At 44.1% G+C, this 24,074-nt stretch carries 19 protein-coding genes; 9 read left to right on the top strand and 10 right to left on the bottom strand.

Annotated elements, in window-relative coordinates; genetic code table 11:
• Positions 1–538: 538 nt before the first annotated feature.
• Positions 539–1,102: a methyltransferase family protein gene (locus tag HQ39_RS03775; protein ID WP_036791849.1), complete on the bottom strand. Its 564-nt coding sequence runs from the start codon at positions 1,100–1,102 to the stop codon at positions 539–541.
• 244 nt (positions 1,103–1,346) lie between these two features.
• Between HQ39_RS03775 and HQ39_RS03770 the strand changes: the two genes are divergently transcribed.
• Genes HQ39_RS03770 through HQ39_RS03750 form a run of 5 tightly spaced genes read left to right on the top strand, consistent with a single transcriptional unit; the run spans position 1,347 to position 8,069 of the window.
• Positions 1,347–2,036, top strand: a complete 690-nt coding sequence (locus HQ39_RS03770) for a peptidylprolyl isomerase (protein ID WP_036863911.1) — start codon at positions 1,347–1,349, stop codon at positions 2,034–2,036.
• Between the two features lie 54 nt (positions 2,037–2,090).
• Positions 2,091–3,443 (top strand): MATE family efflux transporter, encoded by a 1,353-nt coding sequence (locus HQ39_RS03765; RefSeq protein ID WP_036863835.1) that lies wholly within the window; start codon positions 2,091–2,093, stop codon positions 3,441–3,443.
• A 51-nt stretch (positions 3,444–3,494) separates the two neighbouring features.
• Complete coding sequence (locus tag HQ39_RS03760) at positions 3,495–5,747, top strand: RelA/SpoT family protein (protein ID WP_036863833.1); 2,253 nt, start codon at positions 3,495–3,497, stop codon at positions 5,745–5,747.
• A gap of 51 nt (positions 5,748–5,798) precedes the next feature.
• Entirely contained in the window at positions 5,799–6,455 is a 657-nt protein-coding gene (rpe, locus tag HQ39_RS03755) for a ribulose-phosphate 3-epimerase (RefSeq protein ID WP_036863832.1), read from the top strand.
• A gap of 15 nt (positions 6,456–6,470) precedes the next feature.
• Positions 6,471–8,069 (top strand): ComEC/Rec2 family competence protein, encoded by a 1,599-nt coding sequence (locus HQ39_RS03750; protein WP_036863830.1) that lies wholly within the window; start codon positions 6,471–6,473, stop codon positions 8,067–8,069.
• 372 nt (positions 8,070–8,441) lie between these two features.
• Here HQ39_RS03750 and HQ39_RS03740 read toward each other — a convergent pair whose 3' ends face one another.
• The 3 genes from HQ39_RS03740 to megL all read right to left on the bottom strand — a co-directional run bounded on the left by HQ39_RS03740 (position 8,442) and on the right by megL (position 12,269).
• On the bottom strand, positions 8,442–9,062 hold the full coding sequence (locus tag HQ39_RS03740) for a response regulator transcription factor (RefSeq protein ID WP_036863828.1): 621 nt from the start codon (positions 9,060–9,062) through the stop codon (positions 8,442–8,444).
• A 36-nt stretch (positions 9,063–9,098) separates the two neighbouring features.
• Positions 9,099–9,797: a hemerythrin domain-containing protein gene (locus HQ39_RS03735; RefSeq protein ID WP_052079414.1), complete on the bottom strand. Its 699-nt coding sequence runs from the start codon at positions 9,795–9,797 to the stop codon at positions 9,099–9,101.
• 1,275 nt (positions 9,798–11,072) lie between these two features.
• Positions 11,073–12,269 (bottom strand): methionine gamma-lyase, encoded by a 1,197-nt coding sequence (megL, locus tag HQ39_RS03725; RefSeq protein ID WP_036791870.1) that lies wholly within the window; start codon positions 12,267–12,269, stop codon positions 11,073–11,075.
• A gap of 108 nt (positions 12,270–12,377) precedes the next feature.
• Here megL and HQ39_RS03720 point away from each other — a divergent pair, with 108 nt between their 5' ends.
• The 4 genes from HQ39_RS03720 (at position 12,378) to HQ39_RS03705 (ending at position 17,889) form a co-directional block, all read left to right on the top strand.
• The gene (locus tag HQ39_RS03720) at positions 12,378–13,757 is read left to right on the top strand and encodes a tyrosine phenol-lyase (RefSeq protein ID WP_036791873.1); all 1,380 of its coding nucleotides are present in this window, start codon (positions 12,378–12,380) and stop codon (positions 13,755–13,757) included.
• Between the two features lie 222 nt (positions 13,758–13,979).
• Positions 13,980–15,527: a DUF4301 family protein gene (locus HQ39_RS03715; RefSeq protein WP_036845931.1), complete on the top strand. Its 1,548-nt coding sequence runs from the start codon at positions 13,980–13,982 to the stop codon at positions 15,525–15,527.
• Between the two features lie 26 nt (positions 15,528–15,553).
• Positions 15,554–17,353 (top strand): aminopeptidase P family protein, encoded by a 1,800-nt coding sequence (locus HQ39_RS03710; RefSeq protein ID WP_036863826.1) that lies wholly within the window; start codon positions 15,554–15,556, stop codon positions 17,351–17,353.
• 17 nt (positions 17,354–17,370) lie between these two features.
• On the top strand, positions 17,371–17,889 hold the full coding sequence (locus HQ39_RS03705; protein WP_036791880.1) for a gamma carbonic anhydrase family protein: 519 nt from the start codon (positions 17,371–17,373) through the stop codon (positions 17,887–17,889).
• A gap of 572 nt (positions 17,890–18,461) precedes the next feature.
• Here the strand turns inward: HQ39_RS03705 and HQ39_RS03700 are convergent.
• From HQ39_RS03700 to HQ39_RS03675, 6 genes are read right to left on the bottom strand one after another with little or no spacing between them, the layout of a single operon-like run.
• A complete protein-coding gene (locus tag HQ39_RS03700) occupies positions 18,462–19,361 on the bottom strand; it encodes a hypothetical protein (RefSeq protein WP_036863824.1) in 900 nt (299 codons plus the stop codon).
• 25 nt (positions 19,362–19,386) lie between these two features.
• A complete protein-coding gene (locus HQ39_RS03695; RefSeq protein ID WP_036863822.1) occupies positions 19,387–19,902 on the bottom strand; it encodes a dihydrofolate reductase in 516 nt (171 codons plus the stop codon).
• A complete protein-coding gene (locus HQ39_RS03690) occupies positions 19,899–20,693 on the bottom strand; it encodes a thymidylate synthase (RefSeq protein WP_036863820.1) in 795 nt (264 codons plus the stop codon). The genes HQ39_RS03695 and HQ39_RS03690 overlap by 4 nt, the downstream gene beginning before the upstream one ends.
• Positions 20,694–20,702: 9 nt before the next feature.
• Positions 20,703–21,398 carry a phosphatase PAP2 family protein gene (locus HQ39_RS03685; protein WP_036863818.1) on the bottom strand — a complete coding sequence of 232 codons (696 nt, stop codon included), beginning with the start codon at positions 21,396–21,398 and terminating at the stop codon, positions 20,703–20,705.
• 13 nt (positions 21,399–21,411) lie between these two features.
• The gene (locus HQ39_RS03680) at positions 21,412–22,221 is read right to left on the bottom strand and encodes a tetratricopeptide repeat protein (protein WP_052079413.1); all 810 of its coding nucleotides are present in this window, start codon (positions 22,219–22,221) and stop codon (positions 21,412–21,414) included.
• The gene (locus HQ39_RS03675; protein WP_081965372.1) at positions 22,218–24,065 is read right to left on the bottom strand and encodes a BatD family protein; all 1,848 of its coding nucleotides are present in this window, start codon (positions 24,063–24,065) and stop codon (positions 22,218–22,220) included. The genes HQ39_RS03680 and HQ39_RS03675 overlap by 4 nt, the downstream gene beginning before the upstream one ends.
• Positions 24,066–24,074: the final 9 nt, after the last annotated feature.

Genomic DNA, 24,074 nt, shown 5'->3' with positions numbered 1-24,074 from the left:
GATGATCGGAGGCTGAAAAGCAGCCGAGTAAAAGTTCTGTTCCCGATGATCGGAGGCTGAAAAGCAGCCGAGTAAAAGTTCTGTTTCCAATGACCTGAAACTGAAAAGCAGCCGAGTAAAAGTTCTGTTCCCGATGATCGGAGGCTGAAAAGCAGCCGAGTAAAAGTTCTGTTCCCAATGACCTGAAACTGAAAAGCAGCCGAGTAAAAGTTCTGTTCTTATTTATCAATTCTATATTTCTCGCCGCGAAATATTGGTTTCTCGCCGTGAAATATTGGTTTCTCGCCGTGAAATATTGGTTTCTCGCCGTGAAATATAGAATTGGTAATTAGGATATGCGTTTTTCCCCGATTATTTCTTACTTTTTGCACGGTAATAAAAAAGGTTTTTTCTACTGCTTTTTCTCCTTCTCCGAATCATTTTTTTCTCCATCTCGGCGGAGGTGTCTTCCGAAAAGCAAAAAGATCCCGATGCGAAGAGTGCCTGCATCGGGATCTTTGTTATACGGAAATGACCGGGGACGTGCCTGCGTCTGCTGTCAGAAGAATAGGAAGTATCGCGGCGTATTTGCTTTGTATCGGAGGTATTCTTCGCCGTAAGTCTCTGCACAGTAACGCTCTTCTCCCAAGACGGTCAGGTGGGTCGAGATGGCAAACGGTACCATCACGAGCAGCATCCATAAAGATGCCGAGGCGATGCAGAGCCCGAACATCGAAAGAAAGAAGAAGAAGTACATCGGGTTGCGAGACCGGCGGTAGAGTCCGCCCCTGATGGTTTTTCCCGGTTCGCCTGCGGCGTAGCTGTGATAGGCGTATATCGAGGCGAGCAAGGAGACGGAGAAGACGATGATGCCGACCGTGAACCATGCCGTGCCCCACTTGAAGGGGACGAAGATCGAGAGCAGGATCAGGAGGATCTGCAATGAGGTGCTGACGGAGGCGTTGATTTTGTCTTTGGCTGTGTACCAGGAGGTGTCCACCGCCCGCCTGCCTCCTTCGCGGAAAAGTGCCATCCATACGAACTGTACGAGCAGCGCTCCCAGTGAGAGAATCCATGTGTTGAGCCAGCCGGGCTTTAGTGTTGTGAAGAAGGAGAGGTCCATGATTGTGAATGTCGGTTGTGTGAAATATCTGCAAATGTATCGAATCCGACGACGGCTCACAATCGCAAGAAATGGTGATTTTTATTGCTTTTCTCCCGATATTCGAGAAGATTTTTCTTCCCGCAACGGCAGGGAAGAGGCTCTTATTGAGTCTGTTTTGGTATCTTTGCGACGAAGTTTGGTTTTGGAGATAAAGCACCCCCACACGGAAGGTCGCGATGTCTCGATTAAAAAGATTAAGATTATGTCTCGAAAAATACTTTGCGCCATTGTTGCGTTTTTATCGCTATCCGGTCTCGCTTTTGCCACTGATGCACCGCAAGATACAGCCACTTATGTGAAGATCGTAACCAATAAGGGAAGTGTGGAGGTGCGTCTGTACGATGAGACGCCTTTGCATAGGGACAACTTCATCCGTCTCGTGCGGGAAAAGGCATACGATAAGGTCATTTTCCATCGTGTGATCAAGCAGTTCATGGTGCAAGCCGGCGGCAATGTGCTCAAAGGAGACTCCCTCTCCGCCACACGATTGGAAGAGAAACACTCGGAGCTTCTCCCGGCTGAGATAGTGTATCCGAAGTATTTCCATAAATATGGAGCGTTGGCGGCGGCTCGCACCGGAGATGATGTCAATCCGGAGAAGAAGTCATCCTCTTTTCAGTTTTACATCGTGACGGGTAAGTGTTATCTGGATTCGGATCTCAAAAGGTACGAAGCAAGCAAAGGCGTAACGTTTACAGATGAGATCAAAGAAGCCTACAAAATGATGGGGGGCACTCCGCATCTGGATGGAAATTACACGGTCTTCGGAGAGGTGGTGAAGGGAATGAATACGGTAGAAAAGATACAGTCTGTCTCGACGGACGGAGCAGATCAGCCGGTGTCGCCCGTTTACATCAAGAAGGTGGTGATATTGAAGAAAAAGAAGAAGTAAGAGATTACTTCTTTTTTGTTCTGTTGTCGTATCTGTTATTTGCAAGAGATTCAGATGTCTTTTTCCCGTCGTCGGTTCCAAAATCCGTATTACAAACCACTCCTGAAGCTCGGCCTTCCTATCATTTTGGGTCAGGTCGGTCTTATTCTTGTCGGCTTCATAGATAATATGATGGTCGGGCATTATGGTACTCCGGAGCTTGCTTCTGCCTCTTTCGTAAACAACTTCATGAACCTTGCCTTTATCTTCGGGCTGGGTTTCTCTTACGGGCTTTCTCCTCTGATCGCCACCTCCGTAACCGGAAAAGACGGCGAGCATCTCTCTCTGTTGAAGAGCTCACTGCTTGCCAACCTTATCATTGCCCTCTTTCTGGTTTTGGTTATGGGCTTTCTGCTGCTGAGGATAGATCTTCTCAACCAACCGGAGGAGCTTATTCCGCTTATTGTACCATACTATATTATACAGCTGGCATCCATTCCGGTGCTGATGCTTTTCAATGGTTACAAGCAGTATGCGGAGGGAGCAGGTAATCCGTCTGCCCCTATGGTCATAATGCTTTTGTCCAACGGACTGAATATTGTACTGAACTATCTGCTGATATACGGTAAGCTGGGCTTTCCGGAGCTTGGGCTTACAGGTGCAGGTCTGGCGACATTTATTGCGAGGTTGTTTTGTCTTGTTGCTCTCGGAGTAGTCTGTTACAAGGGGCGTTCATTCGTGAAGCTCTATGAATCATTACCTAAGGAGAGAGGACAGGTGAAGCGCGTGCATGTGAAGTCTTTGTTCGGATTGGGTATCTCCACAGCGGCTCAGATGGGAATGGAGACTGCTTCTTTCTCTCTTGCCGTAGTGATGGTGGGATGGATGGGTGCGAACGCTTTGGCTGCGCATCAGATCATGAGTGTGATCTCTACGCTCGGATTTATGATCTTTTATGGTCTTTCGGCTGCCGTAACCATACTCATGAGTAAATACTATGGTGAAGGACTCGTCTCGGAGATGAGGCGAGTGGTTCAAGGCGGACGCAATATGCTCATCTTTCTTGCTCTTGTTACGGTGGTTGTCCTACTCCTGACAAGGAACTATATCGGCTATCTCTTTACAGACAGTATAGATATTGTCTCTACGGTTTCACTACTCATATTTCCCGTTATTGTCTATCAGTTTGGAGACCTTACGCAGATCCTCTATGCCAATGCTCTTAGGGGGATAAGAGATGTTAAGTATATGGCTGTCTGCGCTCTCTTTTGCCATATTTTTCTTGCCCTCTCTTTAGTGTACGTTTTGGGCATAAAGTTGGAACTGGGAGTCTTGGGTGTTTGGATGGCTTTCCCTGTCAGTCTCTCGGCTTTGGGATTGTTGCTGCATCGTCGTTTCAGGAAGCTGACACAAGATGTATATTCTTAAAGAATTGCTATATTTGTTATTGTTCTATTAACAACTATAGAGTACAGAGCCATGACCAAAAAGGATACAAAAATCATAAGTGAAGAAGAAGGTCAGATTCTTATCCAGAAAGCATTCGATAAGCTGATACAAGATTACCGGAATAGTAATCACCGTAAACGTACAGATGTTATCGTCAAGGCATTCCAGCTGGCTAAGGATGCACACGCCGGGGCTAAACGAAAAAGCGGAGAACCTTATATCTTACATCCTATTGCCGTTGCAGATATCTGTTGTAATGAAATAGGTCTTGGCTCTACGAGTATCTCTGCTGCTCTTTTGCATGATGTGGTGGAAGATACAGAGTACACTATCAAAGATATTGAAGATATGTTTGGTCCTACCATTGCGGTAATCGTGGATGGTCTTACCAAACTTTCCGGTGAGATATTGGCAAAATCCGTCGATGTGGTTACGCAGGATACTTCGGCACAGCTTGAGAACATACGCAGATTGTTGCTTACAGCCAATAAAGATATTCGTGTGATTTTGGTCAAGATAGCTGACCGTCTTCACAATATGCGTACGCTCAGCAGTATGCCGGCAGTGAAGCAGGCGAAAATTGCAGCAGAGACACGGCTGTTTTACTCTCCTTTGGCAGAACGTCTGGGAATGTACGACATCAAAACCGAGTTTGAAGATCTCTCCCTGAAATACGATCACCCGGAAGAGTATGCGGAGATAAAGCGAAATATCGAAAATACCAAGCAGAGCAGGGAAGACCTCTTCTTACTTTGTGAGAACATTCTCAAGAAAGACCTCAATAATATAGGTCTAAACTATGAGATGCACTATCGCATCAAGTCTGTTTACTCGATTTGGAGAAAGATGAAGAGTAAGCAGGTTCCTTTCTCCGAGATCTACGATATTTTTGCCATACGTATCATTTTTACTCCTACCTCTCCGGAGACAGAGTATACCGATATATTCAGAATATATCAGGTGTTAGCTTCTCATTTCAGACTCAAAGATGATCGTATCCGAGACTGGGTAACACGTCCTAAAGAGAATGGTTACAGAGCACTTCATATCACCATAATGGGACCTTCGGGCGAGTGGATAGAGGTACAGATCCGCTCCAGACAAATGCACCAGATGGCTGAGAAAGGACTTGCAGCCCATTGGCGTTATAAGGCAGAAGCTTTCAAGGTGGACGAAGTAGAGGAACGGATACTGAATAATGTCAAAGAACTTCTCAGCAATCCCGGACCGAGCGCATCTGACGACTATGAGAACATGATGTTTCATATGTCAAATGAAAAGATGCTGGTCTTTACTCCTAAAGGAGATCAGATAGGTATCGCACGTGGTTCTACTGTGCTTGACTTCGCATACCTTATACATACGGAGCTTGGTGATCATTGTATAGGTGCAAAAGTGAATCATGAAATGGTGGGATTGGACTATCGTCTCTCCAATGGAGATCAGGTTGAAGTAATAACCACATCCAAGACACGTCCCAAGGAGACTTGGTTGAAGTTTGTAACCAATCCCTCCGTGAAGCGTCATATTATCCGATACTTGAATAAGCAGAGAGAGAACGACATTAAGAAAGGACGGGAAATTCTGCAAGAGTTTTGTGAGAAGAACAATCAGGATAAAGCTCTTGTGGAGAAGTGCAAGGCATCTCCTCTTCCCGGTTATCTCTCTTTTGAAGATATGCTTATAGATATAGCGCATGGAGTGGTAAAGCTTACAACCGAACTATTGGATGGCATTGTTGCACATCAGAATGATGAAGTTGTGGATCCGCACGACCCATTGGTGGTTCTTCGTACTACTCCGGCGATGGATCTTAGCAAAATTAAAGAGACCTATACCCTTACTTCTCAGGAAGGGTACAGAAATTATATCCGCCCTTCATGTTGCAGACCCATAATGGGAGAAGAGGTACATGGTATCCTGAATGAACACAATCAGGTGGTGATACACAAGAGATATTGTCAGGTGGCAATAAATCAAAAAGCTTCTCACGGCAATCGTATTGTCAATGTAGAGTGGGGAGCGCATGTGCATTCGCCTTTCAGAGTAACTTTGGGTATATATGGCGTCAATATAGATTTCTTTGTGCTCAACATCCTTACAACCCTCAAGGATAAAGGTATCGAACTTTGGGATATTAACTTCCGTGCCAATAGAGAAATGGCAGAAGGGCAGATGACCATCCGTGTTTCGGATGTGGCGCAATTGGAAGACCTTATGGTTACACTCAAAGAACATAATGATGTGATCCGTGTGATCCGAATAGATGGAGATAAGCATTAGATCTCCCATCTGTTTATAATTGATGATAAAAACCTAAATGCTAAACATATTATGAATCGCAAACGTATAATATCTCCTTCTTTGCTTTCTGCGGACTTTCTTCATCTGGCAGATGTTGTTGCCATGCTTAATAGAAGCAAAGCGGAATGGTTGCACTTGGACATTATGGATGGTGTCTTTGTTCCTAATATTTCCTTTGGAGTCCCGGTGGTAAAAGCCGTAAGGAGTATGACATCAAAGTTTCTCGATGTACACTTAATGATAGTGGATCCCACTCCATACATTTCGGTGTTTAAGAGTGCCGGAGCAGATATGCTCACCGTACATTATGAGACTTGTTCGCATCTGCATCGAACCCTTACTGCAATCAAAGAACAGGGGATGAAAGCGGGTATTGCTCTGAATCCGCATACACCTGTGGCTTTGCTGAAAGATATTCTCCGAGAAGCGGATATGGTACTTTTGATGTCCGTAAATCCGGGATTTGGAGGACAGAAATTTATAGAAAGGACTTACGATAAGGTCAAAGAGCTTCGTGAGATGATAGATGCGCAAGAACTGAATACTCTTATCCAAGTGGATGGTGGAGTCAATGAAAAGACCGGAGCACAACTCATCTCTTGTGGAGTGGATGTTTTAGTTGCCGGGAATTATGTCTTTGCGGCAGAGAATCCTGAGGAGAGAATAGAGACACTGCTCTCTTGCTAAGTATCGGAACAGCAGATGACTCCGACAAGATATGCTTCCAGACCGGCGTATTTCCTGCTATCGGCTCTGGTTGTTGCGCTCGTTTGGGTCTACTTTTACGCTTCAAGAGTCTCTTTGCCGGTTGTAGCCGCCATTGCATTTGTGGCACTGACGGCAGGGATTTATATTAGCTCAATATCGGGTAGAAGAGAAAAAGATCCGGAGAGTACTTTTCCTTGGGATAGGGAAGAACGCTCTCCGGATCTTCTTTTTGCTTTCAAGTATGCTTCCCCTTGGATTGTTGCACTGCTGTGGACAGTGCTTATGATGGCATTTGGCATACTCTATGGTTATCGTATCAATAGTCCGTCGGGATGGGATCAGAGTCGTAAGTATATCATCACAGAAAGAACGCTGAACCGGAAAGGGGCAATCACTCTCTCCTTGATGCCATTTTCGGAAAATATTTTTCTTCCTCGAAAAGTCTACGCAACGGTTAGAGGCAGCTCTTCGGCAGATTTACCTTTATATATAAAAGGGGATGCCGTAACCCTTTTATCTTCTCCTCACGATCTTTTTGGCAAGAATGCACCGGAGAATAACTCTTTCTACACCTACCTCAAAGGGGAAGGCTATTTCCGGTACGCATGGTTAGATAAGTCTGAAATCGTTGCTGCCGGAAAAGAAAAAGCCGGAGAGAGCATCAAGGATAGGCTTGAAAATTACAGAGAGAAAATCATCTCCCGAACGGAAAAGGCTCTTGGCGAGATACTATCTCCATCGTCACGCTCTCTCTTCTACGCATTATGCTTAGGGTATAAAAATCAAGACTATGACGATGTGCGCCGTTCATTTGAAGCATCGGGAGTGGCACACGTCTTGGCTATAAGCGGATTTCATCTTGGCGTTATTGCCTCTTGTCTGCTCTGGCTGCTCAAACATTTATTGCCCCAATACCATCACCGGTCATATCGTTATCTTATAGCTTTACCGCTTCTGCTCTCCTACACACTTCTTACGGGGGCTTCTCCATCCACGGTAAGGGCTTTCGTGATGATTGCTTTTCTGCTTCTTTATAAGAGTTTGAACAGGAGAGCCGATGCCGTACAAATATGGACGGGGACTGTTGTTGCAATTCTCATGGTAGCCCCTTACTATATTTTCAATATGGGATTTCTTCTTAGTGTCTTTGCTGTCTGGGGCATACTTCACTTTTATCCTTTTTGCAAAAAGATTTTGAAGCCCGAACACCCCGTATTGGTCTATTTATTCAATATCCTGTGGATTTCTATCACAGCTCATTTGGGTATTTGGGCATGGCTGGCATACTTTACCAATCGTTGGAGTCTTGTCTTTCTTTGGAGCAATATTCCGGTAACGCTGCTTGCCACCATCGCTATTGTATTGGGCTTATTCCTCGTGCTTTCTCTGCTCTTTCTCCCTATTCTATCTCCCATTATAGGATTAGGTTTGAACCGGGTGTTGGAAACCCTAACGGCTGTAACCTCTTACTTTGCTTCTATTCCCGGACTTGATGGAGAGCTCATGATTGGAATACCTGCCCTTTTACTCTATTACTCGACACTCTTTATCCTTTTCAGCCTGTTGCAAAAGCGGTTCAGATACGCGAAGTGAACGATGCCGTTACAAAGGTTTTCCCAAAAGGAACAAGCGATAACTCGATAAGAGCAAAATGTTTTTTTGCTAAGCGGTATGCCTATGATTGTACAAAAGAGAAAAATACCAAATGTAATGTGAATTGCCTATATGATCCGACCCACGCTAAGCAACTCCAAAAACATTGCCTAGACGGCTAAAAAAAGAGAAGTTGTCCTTTGAAACTACCTTGTAAGAGTACGGAAACAAGATATGAGAGACTATTCTCAAGCACTGCGATCCCAAGCAATACCGATTCATGGATACGCAAGCCAATATTCCTGTAAACAGATATTCCAGAACCATAATCCACCCTCCGAAGATCAAAAAATACATTCCGGAGAGAGGATATTATGAGTTCGGGTCGATGTTTTGCTTGATATCTTTAAGCTCCACAAGCTTGTTCACTATCGCATAGATTGTGAGACCGGCAGGGGAGTGTATCTGTAGTTTTTTCGCAATGTTACGCCTGTGAGTGATGACCGTATGGGTTGAAAGGAAAAGCTCATCGGCTATCTCCTTATTGGTAAGTCCTTTCACGACGCATATCACAATATCTTTCTCTCTTGGGGTGAGTACTTGTTGCTCTTCATTGCTCTTCTTCTCCTTTTCTTCCTGTTCAAACAGGCGAGAGATCTTCTTCTCTATCTCCTCTTCCGTGTCGGTGAAAAGGATGGATGCATCATAATATTTGGCTTCAATAGATTCTCCCGGAAGCCCTCCTACCACTACGAAATGAGTGTGGGGGCAAGAGGTTTGCTCTTTAAGTGTTTGTACCATAATCCCTCCGACGATAGAGGAAGAGACCAAAACCAAATCGGGCTTTTCTGCCAAAAGGACTTCCCCCAAAGTTTCCGGGCTGTGAAGAACAAAGTAGTGCGATTTAGCTAGTATCTCTACCCGTTTTATAGTATTCTCCAAGCCTATGCGAAGAAGAGGATATGGGATGGCTATAACTATTTTCTTTTGCATGTCAGGAGTTTCGATTTTATGTTCAAAAATATAGATTTATACTAAACTATCCGACATCTCTTCTTCTAGCTTCGCCACTGCAGGTATAAAGACATGATCTTCTACATGGTTGTGGTCATAAAGTTCTATCTGACATGCAAAAATATCGTATAGTACGCTGTGAAGTTTGTACCCGCTCTGTGTCGGGTAGTATTTGATAAGAATATTTTTCAGCTCTTTGATCTTAAGCTCTATCTGGTCGTGTTTCTTGCGGAATATATCTATATTGTACTTGCTATCTTTCTCTCCATTTATCAGCTTCGTTGCATAAGGGAATACATATTTGTCTTCATAACTCATGTGTTTACGTACTTCGTCCTCGTATTCATCGAAGAATTTGATAATGACATACACGACATCTTGGGGAGCTTCTTCGAGGGCATTCAGCAGCTTGCTCCTTAGCTCCGGAAGGCGGTAATGCAGGAAGTAGTCGTGTGAATTGCGCAGATAAACAATAAGCTGCGGTATGGATATTCTTCTATGCAAATCCATATTGTCTCCCGTTGTACGAGAAGAGAGGTAGTGTACCACGTAGAGGAATGTCTCCAGATCCACGCTGTTTTCCCTGCAGACCTCTGCGATGCTTTTTTCTCCCACACCCAAAGGGATGCCAAACCTGTTCATCAGCAGAAGCATATTGTAGTTTTCGCTGATCAGATCTGCCATTTTACTGCGACCATTATATATTGTCTTCATTCTATATGTCTGTATTTATATCTTTTATACTGCGAAAAATATTTCGTCTAACTATTTCGTATCAAAATTACAATATATGGTCGAGATTAGCAATGATAGTTTTTAGGTACGGATTTTATTCAAAATCAATATTATTAGGTATTTGCATATTTTATCATAGGAGATAACTTTGTCAGCGTAATAGTAATACAATAATCGCTTTGCCAAACATAGGCTGAACTAACTAAATATGTCCCTTCGTGAGGACAAGTGGAGATTCCGATGATGGAGCACTCCCACAATCGCGAGCATATTTCCTGACACAAAGGAACCATACTAAAAGTGATAAATACAAATTTTTGTCGGGAGTCTTTTGGGAAAAAGGCTCCCGACGCCTTTTATCCGACAAAGGTATAAAGAAAAAGTGTTGCTATTTATATTTTCTCGTTTCAGTTTTCAGCTCCCTTTTGTGGAGCTGTTTTTATATATTCCATACCGCAGAAATGTGTCCATTTTTGCGCTCTCTATTTTGATCGGAGGGGGCGTTTTCAGAGCACGACCGAACTGTTAAATTCAGGCTGTTTTATTAACACAAATTCCGATACTCGTTAAGCCCAAACAGTAAACGAGCATATTTTGTCGGCTAAACGTGTTTAATTTTTCAATGAACACGTTTAGTGATTTCATTAAACACGTTTACCGGATTCGATTAACGTGTTTAGAATTTTTGATTACTTGCCTGGTTATTAGTGTTTTAGCTGTTTTATCCCCTTTTTGGCTGTTTTTAAGCATAAAATTGCATTAGGATTTGTTTACAGAGGTGGGTGTTAAAATTTACGCTTATTAACGCGAAAAAGCCCTATCAAACGGACTGAAGAAAAATTTTTTCTCAGATTGGGCTGGTTTTATAATCTGTTGATATGGTGTGTTTTATCTTCATTCTTCTTCTTTTTGATAGGAGAAGAGAGGAGACGAGAGGGGAAAGGAGAGCCTGATTTCCCTGATTCGGATTTATATAAAAATTTCGCTCTGAACGGCATATTTTCTTTCTCGTTTTCGGAAGATACGATTATGGAAAGAGGCTTCTTTTTATATCTTCGTCATTGCTTGCCAATCCGTCGGTTTTTTGAGATAAAATCCATCAAAGAAGAAGAGGATCCACAAACAACAAGCTCACAGCAAGGAGTGTTGCTGTGAGCTTGCATGGAGGAAGGAGTTCCCATTGAGTTATGATTTTCATCGGGGAGCGTTTTTCCCCTTATCATAGTGTCTTCGCGATGTGGCTGTTATCACCTGTTAAAGCGCATCCAATCCTTGCTTGAGATCGGCTATGATATCTTCTGCATCTTCAAGACCAACGGAGAGTCTTACCAGTCCGTCCGAAATATTTGCCATGGCTCTCTCTTCCGGTGTGTATGGAGAGTGGGTCATGCTGGCAGGGTGTTGGATAAGCGTTTCCGCATCTCCAAGACTCACTGCCACTTTGCACATCTGCATTGCATTGATAAGTTTCTTTCCGGCATCCATTCCTCCTTTGAGTTCAAACGAGATCATGCCTCCCGGAAGAGACATATATTTCTTTACCAGATCTCTTTGAGGGAAACTTTCGAGTCCCGGATATGAGATGGATGAAACCTGTGGATGCTTTTCGAGGAACTCGGCAACCTTTTGTGCGTTTGCACTATGCTTTTCCACTCGTATCGGAAGAGTCTTCATACCTCTGTCTATAAGGAAAGCATCAAACGGGCTTAGCGATGCTCCGGTAAGGTCTTTTACTCCCAATAGTCGTACCTGATTGATGTACTCCTCTTTTCCGACAACAAATCCGGCTATGACATCTCCGTGTCCGTTAAGATACTTGGTGGCAGAGTGGATAATGATGTCCGCACCATGTTCCAATGGACGACAGATGTAAGGGGTACAGTAAGTGTTATCCACCATCACCTGTACGCCTTCTTGGCGGTGGGCTATCTCTGCCACGGCGGCAATGTCTATCATATCCATATTAGGGTTTGCAGGGCTTTCAAGATATACCACTTTGGTATTCGGGCGCATTGCTTTGGCAACCTCTTGCGGGTCTCTCATGTCCACATAAGTTACTTCTATTCCGTATCTGGACAGACCGTGAGTGAAGTAAGCATGTGTACAGCCATAAAGAGTCCTGTGTGCCACAATGTGATCTCCGGTCTGTACCAGTATCCAAATAGCAGAAGTTACTGCTCCTATACCTGATGCGGTGGACATTGCTGCCTCTGCGCCTTCGAGCAGAGCAAGTTTCTTCTCCACTTTGGTGCAGGATGGGTTTCCTAATCGAGAGTAAATATATCCCGGTTCTTCCAAGGCAAAGCGAGCTCCTCCTTGTTCTGCCGAGTCGAATACAAATGTTGAGGTTTGAAAGATCGGTGTTGCAAGTGCTCCGTAGGCATTTTTTTCTGATCCTCCGTGAATAGCTTTTGTTGCAAAGCCTGCTTTTTCGATTTTTTCGTGGTTCATATTTCTTCTGTAAGTATTAAGTGATTTTCTCTGTAAGAGACTGCTAAGATATGAAATCTTTGTGTATATTTGTCCAGATTCATTATTAACTATTTCAAATCATTTATTATGGATTTAAAAAACTTTCCTGCGGAGCCATTTAGAATAAAAGCGGTAGAAACCGTGAAAATGAATACACGTGAAGAACGTGAACGTGTAATCCGTGAAGCAGGGTACAATACTTTCCTTATCAACAGTGAAGATGTTTACATCGACCTGCTTACCGACAGTGGAACAAACGCAATGAGCGATAAGCAATGGGCAGGTATGATGATCGGTGATGAGGCTTATGCCGGTAGTAAAAACTTCCATCACTTGGAGGCTACCGTACAAGAGCTTTTTGGTTTCAAGCATGTTGTGCCTACTCACCAAGGCAGAGGTGCGGAAAACTTGTTGAGCCAGATCGCTATTAAGCCGGGACAATATGTGCCGGGTAATATGTACTTTACCACCACTCGCTATCACCAAGAAAGAAATGGCGGTATCTTCGTTGATATCATCAGAGATGAAGCTCACGATGCCGGTCTTGAAATCCCATTCAAGGGAGATATCTGCTTGGAGAAGTTAGAGAAGCTTATTCAGGAAAAAGGCGCTGAAAACATTGCTTATGTTTGTTTAGCTGTAACGGTGAACTTGGCAGGTGGACAGCCTGTTTCCATGAAGAACATGAGAGCAGTGAGAGAACTTACACAAAAGCATGGCATCAAGGTGTTCTACGATGCTACTCGCTGCGTTGAAAATGCTTATTTCATCAAAGAACAAGAAGAGGGCTTTGCAGATAAAAGCATCAAAGAGATTGTTCACGAAATGTTTAGCTACGCAGATGGTTGTACCATGAGTGGTAAGAAAGACTGTCTTGTGAACATCGGTGGATTCCTTTGTATGAACGACGAAGAGCTTTTCCAAAGTGCAAAAGAATTGGTTGTTGTTTACGAGGGTATGCCTTCTTACGGGGGGATGGCAGGACGCGACATGGAAGCTATGGCTATCGGTCTTCGCGAAAGTATGCAGTTCGAGTATATCCAACACCGTGTATTGCAAGTGCGTTATCTTGGTCAGCGTCTTATTGAAGCAGGTATTCCTGTGATACAACCTATTGGAGGTCATGCTGTATTCTTGGATGCAAGACGCTTCTGTCCGCATTTGACACAAGACGATTTCCCTGCACAAAGTCTTGCTGCCAACCTTTACGTGGAAGGTGGTGTACGTGCAATGGAACGTGGTATCGTGTCTGCCGGTAGAGATGTTAAGACCGGAGAAAATCACAGACCTAAGCTCGAAACTGTTCGTCTTACTATTCCTCGTCGTGTTTACACTTATAAGCATATGGATCTTGTAGCGGATGCAGTGATCAAACTCTTCAAACACAAAGAGGACATCAAGGGTCTGCGTTTCGTTTATGAACCGAAGCAACTCCGCTTCTTTACTGCTCGTTTCGAGGAAAAATAAGACCGGAGAACCCGAAGAGTTGCAACAACGCAACATACTTAATCATAGAAGAGACCGCCTGAGCATCATGCTCAAGCGGTCTCTTTGCATTATGCTCTCTGGTAAAGTAAGAATAAGCAGAGGATAATGCCCGATAAGCTCTGTTAAGAACCGGTTTATAATTAGGTTTTCTTCTTGGTTCTGTCTATATTTGTAGGAGTGTAAAAACAGTAGAAACGACCTATGCAAATCCCTGATTACTTAACGCAAGAAGACTTGCTTCAGATCGAAGAGCAAGGACTCTCTCTTAAAGAAATAGAGAAGCAGATCAAACGTCTTACAAATGGCTTTCCTTATCTCAAGGTATTACGATCCGCCACGGTAGGAGACGGCATTACACGACTGTCAAAAGAGGAACAGGTTAAGTATTTAGAGGAGTGGAGCAAGGCACAATCTTCTTCCGGGAAGAAGATTATAAAGTTCATTCCTGCTTCCGGAGCCGCATCCCGGATGTTCAAAGAGCTGTACGAGGTGCTTTCAAACTCTCAAGAGTGCAGCATGGAAGAGTTACCGGATTCTGTGAAGTCGGTTCTGGATCAGATTCATCTCTTTGCATTTTTCGATGCACTCAATAGTGTTTGTCTGAAAAGCGAGTTTAAGACCTGTACAAGAATGTTGGCACAGGGAGAGTATCGTAAAGTCATATCTTATCTGATAGAAGAAAAAGGGCTCAATTACGGAAATCTTCCGAAGGCTCTTCTCCTTTTTCATAAGTATAAGGATGGAAACAGAACAGCGGCAGAAGAGCATCTTGCAGAGGGAGCAATGTATGCAAAGGATCTTCAAGGCGATGTACATCTGCATTTTACTCTTTCTCCCGAACATATAGCACCGTTCAATGAGCTGATGAATCAGAAGAAAACTCTCATGGAGGAGCACTATTCCGTAAACTACAATATCTCATACAGCATCCAGAAAAAGGAAACGGACACCATTGCAGTGGATATGAACAACCAGCCTTTAAGGGATCCAAAAACGGGTAGGCTCGTTTTCCGTCCGGGTGGACACGGTGCTCTCATTCAGAATCTGAACGAAATAGATGCGGATATTATCTTTATCAAGAATATAGATAATGTAGTGCCCGATCATCATAAGTGTGAGACGGTGATTTATAAGAAAGTATTGGGAGGCTTCCTGGTCTTTCTTCGCAACAAGGTTTATCGTCTGATGGAGAGTTTGACCAAAGGACGCATCTCTCGTGATACCATCGAGCAGGCAAGAGATCTGCTTTATCGCTACTTCTCGGTGGATATAAATATTGAGGGACTGCATCCGGAAGATGCGGTAAGAATCATCCGCGAGAAACTCAACCGTCCCATTCGTATATGCGGAATGGTAAAAAATGAGGGGGAACCCGGTGGCGGGCCTTATATTATCGAGCATGAGGATGGAACCACATCCCTTCAGATCTTGGAAGGAACACAGATAGACACTTCCACAGAAGAGGGACGAGAGCTTCTTTTATCGGGTACGCACTTCAATCCCGTAGATATAGTTTGCAGCATAAAAGATTATCAGGGAAAATTCTTTGACCTTACTGCGTTTATAGATGAAAACACCGGATTTATTGCGGAAAAGAGCAAAGGTGGAGAGAGATTAAAGGCTCTCGAACTTCCCGGACTTTGGAATGGCGCAATGGCAGGCTGGAACACCGCATTTGTGGAAGTGCCTGCCGAAACATTCAATCCGGTAAAGACCATCAATGATCTCCTTAGAGACTCACACAGATAGACAAATACCAAATAAATTCAATAAACATGGACAAGCAAATCATTATAAACAGACTTTCTCGTTTAAGAGAGAGCATGAAAAAGGAAGGAATAGATGCCTACATCATTCCGAGTTCGGATCATCACTTGAGCGAATATCCCCCACAATGTTGGAAGGATAGAGAGTGGATCTCTTCCTTTAACGGTTCTGCCGGAACAGTGATGGTTACCGCAGATCATGCAGGATTGTGGACAGACTCTCGCTACTTTTTGCAAGGCTCGGAGCAGTTGAAAGGAACCACCATTGAGCTTTACAAGATGGGAATGCCTGCTACGCCAACCATTCCTGAATATATCAGAGATCATAAAGCCACTATCCGCAGAGTGGGATTTTTCGGAAAATCCATGTCGGCAGCAGAAGCATTGGGTACGCAAAACGCTCTTGCTCCTTATGGTATAGAGGTCGTGTGGGATAAAGATCTTATAGCACCTTTGCACGAAGAGCCTGCCACTCTCCCGATGTTTCCTTTCTACGAGCAGCCTCTAAAGTACGCAGGAATGTCCGTTGCAGATAAACTTTCTCTGCTTAGAAAGACTCTTCTTGCAGATGGAGCCAATTCTTGTATTATCACCATGCTTGATGAGATTGCCTGGCTTTTCAATGTAAGAGGCACTGATGTGCTTTACAACCCGGTGGGTATAGCTTACGGTCTTGTTACACCAAAGGCTGCGTACATCTATACAATGGAGGGTAAGATACCTGCCGAACTGCAAGCCTCTCTATCCGAAGCCGGTGTAATGGTGCGTACATACAATGACATCTACAAGGATGTTACCGGTCTTACGGCAGAAGAGGTGGTACTGCTCGATAATGCAAGAACGAATTACGCTTTGTTCAAATCCATCCCGGCGCACACACCAAGAGTGATAAAGACCTCTGCCATCACTCGTCTGAAAGCGATCAAAAACGCAGTGGAAGTGGAAGGATACCGTAAGGCGATGCAGCGAGACGGGGTAGCTCTCACTCGTTTCTTTATCTGGCTGGAAAAAGTGTTGAATGCAGGGGGAACGCCTTCGGAATATGAAATTGGAGTTAAGCTGGCAGAGTTCAGAGCGCAGGGAGATCTTTATGTGAGCGATAGCTTCTCCACCATTTGCGGATATAACGGCAATGGAGCCATTGTGCATTACAGCGCACAGAAAGATAGCTGTAAGAGAGTAGAGAAGAAAGGTATCTTGCTGCTGGACTCCGGCGGTCAGTATCGCGACGGAACTACGGATATTACCCGAACAGTCTCTTTGGATGGCAACCCTACGGCTCGTCAGAAAGCAGACTATACCCGTGTACTGAAAGGGCACATCGCTATCGCAAGAGCTATCTTCCCTCAAGGAACAAGAGGTTCGCAGCTGGACATCTTGGCGCGTAAAGCTCTATGGGATGTGTGTCAAAACTACGGACACGGAACGGGACACGGCGTGGGACACTTCCTCAACGTTCATGAAGGCCCTCAAAATATCCGTATGGACGAAAATCCTGCCCTTCTTGAGCTTGGCTGCTTCACCAGCAACGAGCCGGGACTCTACATTGCAGGAGAGTACGGAATACGTATAGAGAACCTTATCCTCTGTGTTCCATACAAAGAGACCGAGTTTGGCTCATTCTACGCGTTCGATACGCTCACAATGTGCTACTTGGACAACAATCTGGTAGATGTATCTCTTATGACTCTCGAAGAGATCAAGTGGTACAACGATTACCAATCACAGGTTTATGCAGAGGTTAGTCCTTCACTGACCGCAGAAGAGTCGGCATGGCTAAAAGCCAAGACTGCTCCGCTCTCTGCTTGAGTAAAACATAGAAGAGTATGGCAATAGTACAGACCGTCAGAGGCTTTACCCCTAAGATTCCGGAGAGTTGTTTTCTTGCCACCAATGCGGTGGTTGTGGGAGATGTAGAGATGGGAGAGGGATGCAGTATATGGTTCGGGACTGTTTTACGCGGTGATGTAAACAGTATCAGAATAGGCAACAATGTCAATATCCAGGATGGCGCGGTGGTGCATACGCTCTACCAGAAATCTGTGAGCATAATAAAAGACAACGTCTCCATAGGTCATAATGCAATCATTCACGGAGCAACCATCGAAGAGGGTGCCCTTATCGGAATGGGAGCTATCGTTATGGATCATGCCGTGGTCGGATCCGGAGCAATTGTTGCCGCAGGCAGCGTAGTGCTTAGTGGCACTCAGATCCCTCCCGGAGCGTTGTATGCAGGTTCGCCGGCTAAGTTTATCAAAGAGGTGGCAATAGAGCAAGCCACCGAAATGAATAAGAAGATCGCTGCAAACTATCAGATGTATGCCTCTTGGTATGGCGAGCAGTAAGCAGAGGTAACTCCTTAATATCAGCTTATAGAAAGCCGTAATGGCTTCGTCTGTATAATCTCAACAGCCAATTATCGGAGTCTGAATGATCCGGTAATTGGCTGTTTCCGTTCCTTCCATTTTATCTCTTTTCGTCTCAAAAGAAGAGAATTTTCAAAGTGAAGCCATTCAGAAAAATATTTGAACGTATTAAGAAAAGAGCGTGAAGCTATTCAAGAGTTCAAAGCACGGCTTGATCTCTTGTTTTCATGGTTCGACTTGTACAAATCAACACTTGATTTGTAATCATCAAGCCTTGCGCTCCTTTTCTTAATCTGTTCAGGAAAAGATATGAAAGGGTTCGGAGGAGTTTTTATAAGGGTTCGGAAAAAGTATTCTCACAAAAAATCGGTAGCCATGCGCTTGTCTGTTTTTTGTTTTATCCCAAACCTGTGAAGTCCAAGAATATGGAAGCCGAATGTGCTTTAGCCCTCTAAACATCATTTTATAGAAAAGCCTCGTCCCGATAACTATTGTAATGTTATCGGGACGAGACCATTTCTTATTTGATTCGGTATTGAGAGCGCAGTGTTCTAACTGCTACTCTCTTCTTGAGACCGGAGTGTTTCTTTCTTTTTTGCTACGCTCTTGATCCATAGATATACCGCCAATCCAACAAAGAGTAGCAGGATAAGAATCATCTCCATGCGGTGGGAGAATGGATCTGTCCAAAATTCTTTGAAAAACTCTACCCGTCCGAGAATTTCTACGGCAGTCCAAAAAACGATGACCGTGGCTATCGAGAAGCGAATATTGGCACCCCAGGATCCAAACTTCAGCTGCTTTTTGAACATGAATAGAGAGCCTATAAGACATACGGCAAACACGATCCAAGTGACGGGATGATACTCTCCTAAAAAGTGATCATCATAGCAGAACATGAGCAGCAGATAGCATGACCAGAGCATCATATTGAGCTCCATGAAGGTTACGATAGAGGTATGTCTGGTCATGGGACGTACAACAATGTCGTTTTTCTTCCCTCTGAAAAGGACTCTTTGCCACCAATTGATGAAGTTGCATCCCGTCTTTACGCTGAACAGGTAAAGCACCATGAACATGGCCCATAGCCCAAAAGTGGCAGGAAGAATGAGGTATTCGGGTCTGGTAACCACCTCTCCATCCACGATCTCGGCTTGTACGCCAAAGCGTTGGGCATAGTAAACGAATATGAACTCTACCCATCCGGTCCAGAAGAGTAGTCCTCCAAAGAAGCCCCATAAAGTTTGTCTTGTATCTCCGGTTGCGAATACTCCAAAGATTACCATAAGAAGCCCGACAAACCCTAAAGAAAAAGAGGCATAGTGCAGATACGGTGGAACAAGCAGGTGTTCCATTATGGCCATGAGAGCATGACCAAGCGGCATGGTAAAAAGAACCATCAGGAAAGAGATGATAGACTTCCACCAATGTCTTGTAGTGTGTTGTGCCATTTTGGGTAATGAGTCCGTTGTGTAGTTATTGCTTGCGTAAGAATTTACGGAACGTGATATTGTAGTGATTTTTATCGTCTTTCGGATGATGAACAGCAGATACTTCCCTCCATTCGTCCGATAGAGGGGGCATAAAAGTATCTGCTTGGTCGAAAGTGGCATCCACTTCTGTGATGTACAGTGTATCGGTCAGAGGAAAAGCTTGCTTGAATATGTCTGCACCTCCGATGAAGAACAGCTCCTTTTCGTCCTTGCAAACAGATATTGCTTCTTCTATCGAGTGTACTATCTCACAAGATGGAGCTGTATAATCTTTGGAGCGAGTGAGTATGATATTCCTTCTTCCGGGTAATGCTCCATTGGGCAAACTTTCAAAAGTTTTTCGTCCCATGATGATAGGATGCCCTAACGTTGTCTGCTTGAAGAAGGCAAGGTCGGCACGGAGAGAGCGTCCCCAAGGCATATCTCCTTGTTGTCCTATCTCTCTGTTCAGCCCCATGGCTACAATCATCGATACGAGAGGGGAGTGTTCATTCTTCATACTGCAACGTCTCCTTTTATTGTGGGATGTGAGATGTAGTGTTCTATTGATATGTCTTCAAAAGTAAACCGATCCAACTCTTTTATTTCCGGATTGAGACGAAGGGTAGGAAGAGGATAAGGATCTCTGGAGAGCTGAAGCTTTACCTGCTCCAAATGGTTCAGATAGATGTGTGCATCTCCCAATGTGTGTACGAAGTAGTGAGGTGTCAGCCCCGTAACTTGTGCGACCATACAGAGAAGAAGTGCATAGGAGGCGATGTTGAAAGGAACACCCAAGAACAGATCTGCACTCCGTTGATAGAGCTGCAAGCTCAGTTCGTTGCCGGAAACGTAAAACTGGAAGAAGGCATGGCAGGGAGGCAACTTCATATCGGGAAGATCGGCAACATTCCAAGATGATACGATGATGCGTCTGCTTTGAGGATTCTCTTTAATATCTCGTACGGCTTCTGCAAGTTGGTCTATCTCTCCACCATTATAATCTCTCCATTTGCGCCACTGCTTGCCATAGATTGGTCCGAGATCTCCATTTTTATCAGCCCACTCATTCCAGATGCGAACATCATTGTCTTGCAGATATTTTACATTGGTGTCTCCTTTGATAAACCAAAGCAGCTCGTGTATGATAGACTTGAGGTGCAGCTTCTTTGTGGTAACAAGGGGAAATCCCTCTTTCAGATCAAACTTCATCTGATGTCCAAAGGAACTGATAGTGCCGGTTCCGGTTCTGTCTTCTTTTCGAGTTCCGGTATCAAGTACCTCTTGTAGCAGATTGAGATAAGGTTTCATGGCATGATACTAATAGTAAAGGGGAAATAATATGGGAGAGACTGTCCAAAGCCCGATGTAGAATAACAGCAACATATATCCGAATACTTTGGTCATGCCGGACGGCTGAATGTAGGGGATCTTTGCCTCTTGGGAGGAGAGCTTCATTACTCGTTTTCTCAGGAAGATGTATATGGCATAAACGAGAAATGCGATGGCAACACCGGCTGCTATGCCCGGAATGACATCCGTAATAAAGTGTACGCCGAGATAGATCCTTGAATAGGCAACGGTAAGCCCGGTAAGAATGGCTATGATGCTGTAAAAACGGTTGCGCCAAAGCAGTGCGGTAAAGCAGGCAAAGGATAGAAAGTTGGTGCTATGCCCGGAGATAAAACCATATCTACCGCCTCGATAGTCGAGTACTGTGTGTACCAGATCTGCCGTCAGCGGATGATGAGAGGGGCGAAGACGTCCCACCCAAGGCTTAATAATATGAGAAGAGAGCTGATCTCCTATGAGAATAAGCATAGACAGTGCCAAAATGAGCAGCAGTACCTCTTTGTAATTTTGTTTGTAACACACAAGAAAAAGATAGACGACACCAATAAAAATCCATGGAAATTTATCGGATATCATGTACATCACTCCATCCAAATATGGAGTGTGCAGACTGTTTAACCAAAGAAAGAGATCCTGTTCTAATGGAACCAATTGTTCTATCATTGTAGCCGAGTGTTTAGTTGCTTTGTATAAGGTTGGAAGGTAATATCTGTTCTATATCCGAGCTTTTCAGCCAGCCTCTTGTGCCATCCGGAAGCGAAACTTCCGTGTAGCCGTTAAGCTCTTGAAGTCGGGTTACCTTGATGCCGTTGTGAATGATGGAGAGATTTTCCGAAGCATTGTCCGGTGAACTTTTGAGAGTAACCACTTCTGTCGTGATGATGGCTTTGGTTTCATCGTAGATTACCACCGATGCTCGCCATGCAAGAAGGTTAAAAACAAGAGTGAGAGCCAGGGAGAGAATTGCTCCGTAAAAGAACAGTCTCTTTTGCAGAGGCGAACCATTCTTGAAAAAGAAGAGGATCCCCAAGATGCAGACTCCCAAAAAGAAGAGAAGAGCCAGTATCATCCACGTGGAGATCTGTGCCGAGAGAGCTATACTGTCAAGGATCTTGTACACAAAAGGAGTTTCCGTGTCCACGATTTTGTCCAATGTGCGGCTTTGAGCAATCTTGAGATTGTGCAGAGCATCCTTATCTCCGGGTTTTAGTCTTAGCGTTCGCTCAAAGTTCAGAATAGCTCTCCCAATATCTCCGCTCTTGAAATAAGCACAACCAAGATTGTAATACAACTCTGCGGTAGGCGTTGCTTCGGATTCGATGATTTGGGTATAAATCTCTATCGCTTTATCAAAGTCGGTCTGTGAATATGCGGTATTTGCTTCATCAATAAGCATTTCTTGCTGCGCCTTTGCTCCGAATGTTGGAAGACAGAGCAGGATCACAAGCAGTATTGAACGAACATGAAATATATAGGTATGCTTCATCTCTTTTTTATTTCTTCAATTTGTCCGATAAGTGAAACGCACTGTCTGTACAGTTCTTCCCGTTGAGAGATAGACTGATCTTGTGCATAGCGACTGAACTCAAGCTGAGAAAGCAGGCTGACAGTCTCTTGTTGGAGTTCTTTTGATGCTCCAAAACTTAAAAGTTTCTCCTCCGCAGTCTCTTTGCTCCATGTGGACATGGGGATATTTAGCTTACTTCCAAGGTAATCTACCATACCTCTAAGCAGTGTCTCATAATATTCGTCGGAATCTCCTCTCTTTAGACTTTCTTCCGCTTGCTTTAGCCATTTTCTCGCTACACTGCCTGCTCTTTTACTGCGATAAGCTACATTGTCTGTCTTTTCGTTGTTCTTCGATCGGAGGATAAAGAATATCGCTATCGTCAATAGGGATATGGCTATATAGGAGAGGATGTAACCCGCCCTGTTTCGCGAGGGTAATACGTGGGCTTTGGAAGGTAACTTCTTGATATAATGGATATCTGTGCTGAGTACTGAAGCATCTTCGTTCTGTGTGAAATTGGATACAGATGCTACCTGAGTACCATCCCCTTTATCGACATGAAGCTTGAAAGGCTTGGAGGAGATTGTCTTGTACTGACCTTGAGCCGGATCGAAGTAAACCAAACGTATTGCCGGTATGGTATAATCGCCTTGAGAGCGAGGAACGGCAAAGTATGAGACTTCTCTCTGTCCCGAAGCACCCGATTCGGAGATCGTGATATCCTGATTTTCTTGAGGGTCGTACACTTCAAAGTCTGTAGGGAATACAGGTTTGGGTATATCCATCAACTTCAGGTTGCCTTTCCCAGAAACTTTTACGACAATCTTATAACTTTCTCCCGATTTAATTACAGACAGAGGAGCGGACGCGTCCATGCTGAACTGTCCTATGGCTCCATTGAATCCTTCCGGAACGGGTATCGGAAGAGGTTTGACCTTTATTCGTGTTGCTTGAGAGCTAAAAGTTTTCTCGATATTCTGATAAGATCCCAGATAATTCCCGAATATTGCATCCATATCATCTTGAGCTCTTTGGACGGGAACGGATACGGTCAAGTCGAATTTCCCAACCGGAATAATAAGTTCCCCTGATCTTTGAGGAGTTAGGAAGAACTGTTTTATGATACCGGTGAGATAAAGTCGTCCATTACACTGTTCGGGCGTGAGCTGAATCTGTCCGGGACTTTCGATAGATTGGGAAAGAAAACCATCGAATTCCGGAAACTTTACATCGTTAAAGCTGAAATCATACAGGGAATATATCTTGAAAGAGGCAAGGAAACCCTCTTGTTCATACATGGTTGTCTTGGATAAGATAAGCTTGAAAAACACTCCCTTATTCAAGTCTATATGCTTTGTCGATCCGTCTGCAGCTGTTGTTTCCGAGCCTTTTTTAGTATCTGCCGGAAAGACTTTGAATGTTTGAACCGCCGAGTTATAAGTAGCAGAACCGACCTTGACAGAGGCTGCCGGGATCTTAAATGTCCCTTCTTTTTCTGCCATAATCATGTATGAGAACGAAGAGAAAGAGGACGACTCTCTTTTGCCATTGGATATAACCTGTCTCTCTCCCGATGCAATGGATGGACCTAATATGATTTTCAAGGAAGGATCTAAGCTTCCCAACTTTATTCCTCTTGCTTTTGCATCAATCGTAAAAGAGACTTTGAATGGCTCTCCAACACGTGGTGCGGACTCGACATCAACGGAAAGCTTTAGGCTTTTACCGGAAGTTCCATTCTGTGATACAGCTATGGTCGTTGTCAATAAAAGAACAATGGTAAGACCCCATTGTAGCATTCGGGTATAATATCTGTTCATGAGTCAAAT

Origin of the sequence: Porphyromonas sp. COT-108 OH2963, from assembly GCF_000768895.1 — a bacterium.
Classification (GTDB): Bacteria; Bacteroidota; Bacteroidia; order Bacteroidales; family Porphyromonadaceae; genus Porphyromonas_A; species Porphyromonas_A canoris.
This window is presented reverse-complemented; position numbering and strand designations above follow the sequence as displayed.